The sequence below is a fragment of the Marinibactrum halimedae genome, assembly GCF_021234875.1.
Taxonomy (GTDB): Bacteria; Pseudomonadota; Gammaproteobacteria; order Pseudomonadales; family Cellvibrionaceae; genus Marinibactrum; species Marinibactrum halimedae.
Window position 1 is genome coordinate 1 of record NZ_JAJQVM010000064.1, and the last position, 5,020, is coordinate 5,020.

The following is a 5,020-nucleotide window of genomic DNA, read 5'->3' on the forward strand; positions in this document are numbered from 1 at the left end:
AAAAGAACGAATTTTTATCCAATATTTTTGTAAATAAATGCGTAATGATAATTATTTTCGGTAAATGTTCCGGTAGAAAAAATTAGAAAATTATCGCGCTAAAAAAACGAATTTATAGAGGTTCCCATAAGTATTTAATAAGATCAATGCTTAAGGTTCTTAAGTTCTGATCATGCCTCTGTCTAAGGTCCATTTTGATTTGGGGCACCCGTTCAAATACGTGAGAGATGGTTGGAATGCGGTGGTATTTGTATGTTATCGGTATGATCTGTGGGGTATTGCTGGGGTCAAGCTCCGCTGTTGCCATTGATTTAAAAGTGGACAGAGTAACGGTGAACAGCACGATTGGAGCGCCTTTACCCACTTGGATACCGGTGACCTTTGTCACCCCTTACGATTCTGTTCCGGTTGTGGTGGTGCTCACCAACTCAGAGAATGAGGATGCAGCCACCGTTCGTATTCGCAACGTCAGCACCACAGGCTTTGAGATGGCGTTGATTGAAGTACCCGGCTCTGACAGTGTGACCACTGAAATGACAGTGGATTATTTGGCTGCCGAGGTGGGTGACTATAATTTCCCCGGTAGCGTCCGTCTGTCTGTACGAACTCTTTCTACTACTGCGCAATTTGGTGCAGGTTTTAATACGTGGGAGACAGTTACTTTTCGGAATAATTGGTTCAGCGCCACCCCCGCTGTTGTCGCCCAGGTACAAACCATTAACAGTCAGCCGGATTTGGAAATGGGTGTGGCTGGCGACCCTTGGCTGGACGTGGCAATCGACAATGTCACGACAGACTCCATGCGAATTGCACTGGATCGGGCTAAAAATCGAACAGGAACGGTGGTTCCGGAAGTAGTGGGTTATATTGCGATGGAGTCCGATACGGGCTTCTTTCTGGATGGTCAGGTGGTAACGGCATTTCTCACGCCGAGAAACATTCAGGGGTGGGATGATAATCCTGGTTGTTTTTACAATAGCTATTTTATTCCTTTCTTTAACCCACCCAAAGTCGTTGCCAGCAAAAATACCTCAAATGGGGCAGATGGTGGGTGGATTCGCGAATGTGATGTATCCCCTAACCAGGTGGGTTTGGTGATGGATGAAGAACCTGATCGCTCCCATGGTTCTCCTGAGGTGGCTGGCGTGATTGCCTTTAGTGACGCCTTTTTTGGCGAGCGTAATGGCAATCAGATTGGAGGCGGATCTGCCACAATACCGCCTTATGCTTCGGAATCTTCGTGGACGCGCGTGGATTTTCCTAATGCGTTTCCAGACACCCCTGTCATTTTTACTTTACCCACCGCTGAAGGTTCTCCGCCTGCCAGCACGCGAGTGCGTAACGTTACCACGACAGGCTTTGATGTTGCGGCCTTCCAACCTCCCGGAAGCAACCCTCCCCACCCAGAAATGACCATCGATTACATTGCCATTCGGCAAGGTATTCATGAAACCGCTGCAGGTGATGTGTTTGAAGTGGGTGTGCAGTCGATTAACCGTTTCAGTAGCACATCCACTCGAGCTTGGGTGCCGTTTCGTTTTACGACGGATTTTGTTGCCACTCCCGCTATGTTGGCGGATATTCAATCCACTAATAACGAGCCCACTTTAGACCCAAATTCGGTATCCTCATCTTGGATGACAGCTTCAGTGCGTGCGCTTAATCGCCGGGGGGCTTGGCTTACGCTTGACCGGGCTCAAACTGGGTCGGGGTCTTTAACCTTTCCTGAGGATGTGGCCTATTTTGCGGTGCTCAATGGTTCGAATGGTTTTTTATCGGCCACGGATGGGCGCGTTATCGATTATGAAATGCTGATCAGTAGTAATAATGTGGCTGGGTGGGAAAACATTTGCCGTGACGTTAGCTTTGCGGAATCTTATACCACTCCATATGCCGTTGCCGCAATGAACACCCGCGCGGGAGGGGATGGTGGCTGGATACGGCGTTGTGACCTTCAATCATCTTCCATTGGCCTTACTGTGGATGAAGATACGACCTTTGACTCTGAGCGGATACACACCAACGAAACTGCCAGTGTATTTGTATTTTCAGAGCCCTTTGAAGCTTTCTTCACCACAGTGGGGCATTATGCGGTATTACATTCCGGTAGCGGAGTTACCTGTGAACCTGAAGCGGTTACCGTGGTGGCGCACGATGTCAATCACGCACCGTTTGCCGGTGAGACGACCGTAACCATCACGGCAACGTCATCCACACCCGGCTGGAGTCCGGCGAACAGCACATGGTCCTTAAATAGTGGGATTGCCGGGCGATTTTCGACCTCTGGTAATCGCGCGACTTATACGTTTGATTCCGGAGAAACGGGTGTTGTATTGAATTTGGCTACCACCGTTCCCGCCGATATTGATATTGATGTGCGCGATGAGAATGGTTTAACCGACATTGATGGCGGGGCGGAAGATGGCATCTTGGCGTTTGCCAATACCGGCCTTCGATTCTACGCCGACGCAGATGGTGATCAAAATGCCGATGGCACCTCACCTGTAACACGGTCTTTAGTGGCTGGCAGTGCCTCTGTGCCGATGGTGCTCAGAGCGGTAGAGACGGATACCCAAACCGGCGCCTGTCTTGCCCGTGTGAGTGGGCCGCAAACGGTCAGTTTGGCGTACGAATGTGATGACCCCAACCGTTGTGCATTATCGGCGGGGGGGAGCGTAAATGGTTCGACTATACAGGGGAACGACCGTGGCAATGTCACGAACTTTGGGGCCGTTTCTCTGGCCTTTGACACCCAGGGCGAAGCCCCCCTTTCATTCACTTACGATGACGTTGGGCAAGTAGCCTTGCACGCTCAGTTAGCCTTGCCGGCCAATGGGGCCTCACCGGCACAGGTCATCGAAGGGGTTTCTGGTCCGATGGTGGCAAGGCCGGCTGATTTGGTAGTGGCCTCAGTACAAGATTCAGCGGGTAACGCGAATCCAGGCACCACGACGATGGGAGCGGGGTTTTTAGTGGCAGGAGAGGCGTTTACCGTCACCGTGCAATCGCTTAATAGCAAAGGGATTATTACGCCTAATTTCGGTAATGAATCGGCGCCCGAAAATGTCGCGGTGAGTATGGGGAATTTGGTATTGCCTGTTGGAGGAAACTTACCGGGGTTAACCACCATGGGAACGTTTTCTCCTACCACAACCGCCGGTGAATTCGAGCACGATGCAATCCGTTGGCCGGAGGTGGGAACCATTACGGTGGTGCCTTCCGTTGCCGATGGTGATTACCTTGGGGAAGGCAATGTTACCGGCTCAGAAAGTTTCAATATTGGCCGTTTTTATCCTGCTCATTATCAATTAACCTCGTCGATGACAGAAAATGGTTGTGCCGCCGGTGGGTTTACCTATTTATCCGATACGGCGTTTACCCATTCCCCCATTGATATGGAATATACCATTGAGGCACATAACCAAGGTGGGTCGATTACCGAGAATTACGACGAGAGTTTGGGTTACCCCGTGGGTGGCTTTTCCATTGTTGCCGAAAATTCAGATGGCGGGGTGGATCTTCAATCGAGGGCCTTAATGCCCCTTGCCTCATGGGCAACGGGAGCCTGGACGGTAACCGGGGATAATAACGCTGGTTTTCGTCGGGCCAATAATGGCGTTGAAGAAGGGCCATTTAATGCCGTTCAATTTGGCTTAATGCCGGATGGTGTGAGCCCAGATAACGTGGATTTTTTGTCCGCAGATCGAAATATGGACCCGACTTCTTCGGGTAATTGTGGGGCGTCCTGCACGGCGATGGCCATCGGCTCTCCCATCAATGCTCGTTTTGGCCGTTTGTTAACGGAAGATGTGCATGGGCCTGAATCGGCAGATTTGGCAGGGATTTACCACATTGAATTTTGGAATGGCACACAATTCGTCGTGAATACGGACGATGATTGCACTGCGTTAAATCGTGCGGATATTCAATTTGGTGGCACCGCGATAACGACCACTCCTACTACTGTCACTGTGGGAGGCGGCATCAGTACAGGCAGTTTTAATACGGATAGTGGTAATTCAATCTTGCAAATACAATCCGGTGATTCCAACCTCCTTTTTAGTGCGGTCAGCCCATTGAGCAGTGGGAGTTTTGATGTGGTCACCAATATGAGTAATTATCCATGGTTGCAATACGATTGGAATCAGAATGGCGATAGCACAGACGATGCCGCAAGGCCTGTCAGTACCGTAACATTCGGGTCTTATCGAGGTAATGATCGTGTGATTTATTGGCGAGAAAGAATGGATTAACACGTTTTTTAAATAAGAGCATTTATGACCCAACGCCCCACCTTTTTAAAACATCTGTATTTTATCGGTGTTTTTATTGTTTTAACGTTAATCGCCGAAGCAATAGGTAAATCTTTATTACAATATCAATCCAATTTGTTTACCAGTGACCAATGGTGGCGATTTATAACGGCACATTGGGTTCACACAAATTGGATGCATTGGCTGCTTAATATAGGTGGTCTTATTTTTATTGTCTTTTTGTTTCCCAAGGTGAAGTGGTGGCAATGGTTTATTTGTGGTGTCGTCTGCTCTGTGCTTATTGCTCTAGGCCTTCTTCTTTTTAACCCAGATGTTTATTGGTACGTTGGGTTGTCTGGCGTGCTGCATGGATATCTTTCGTTTGGCATTGTGAACCAATGGCATGTGCATTCTTCCAGTTCACTCTTACTGCTTGTGGTGTTGGGAGCAAAATTATTAATCGAGCATATCAACGGGCCGAGTGAATCCCTAGAATCGTTTATTGAGAGTAATGTTGTGTATTCCGCTCATTTATACGGTGCTGTAGGAGGCGCATGTTATGGATTTTTGATGCTGTGCTTTTCCAAATGGTGTCTAATAGCTGAAAAGAAAAAATGGTAATTTCCCAAACTGCCATTGTTGTAATTTCCCAAACTACCATCGAACGATCCAGCCTATTCCTACCCAATTAACATCGTATCCAACCCGCTCCCTACAACGCTAATTCGACAAACTCAATTTCCCTGTAGAATCTCCTCCTTTTCAAA

2 protein-coding genes are annotated in these 5,020 nt (G+C 48.5%); both read left to right on the forward strand.

Annotation, left to right across the window (positions count from 1 at the left end; translation table 11 throughout):
* Positions 1-236: 236 nt before the first annotated feature.
* A complete protein-coding gene (locus LU351_RS19890; RefSeq protein WP_232595842.1) occupies positions 237-4,253 on the forward strand; it encodes an H-type lectin domain-containing protein in 4,017 nt (1,338 codons plus the stop codon).
* Positions 4,254-4,277: 24 nt separating this feature from the next.
* On the forward strand, positions 4,278-4,874 hold the full coding sequence (rrtA, locus tag LU351_RS19895) for a rhombosortase (protein WP_232595843.1): 597 nt from the start codon (positions 4,278-4,280) through the stop codon (positions 4,872-4,874).
* Positions 4,875-5,020: the final 146 nt, after the last annotated feature.

What these genes read in the sequence shown, in the direction of transcription:
- LU351_RS19890 (WP_232595842.1), top strand. Translation starts at nt 237, where the DNA reads ATGCGGTGGTATTTGTATGTTATCGGTATGATCTGTGGGGTATTGCTG.
- rrtA (WP_232595843.1), top strand. Translation starts at nt 4,278, where the DNA reads ATGACCCAACGCCCCACCTTTTTAAAACATCTGTATTTTATCGGTGTT.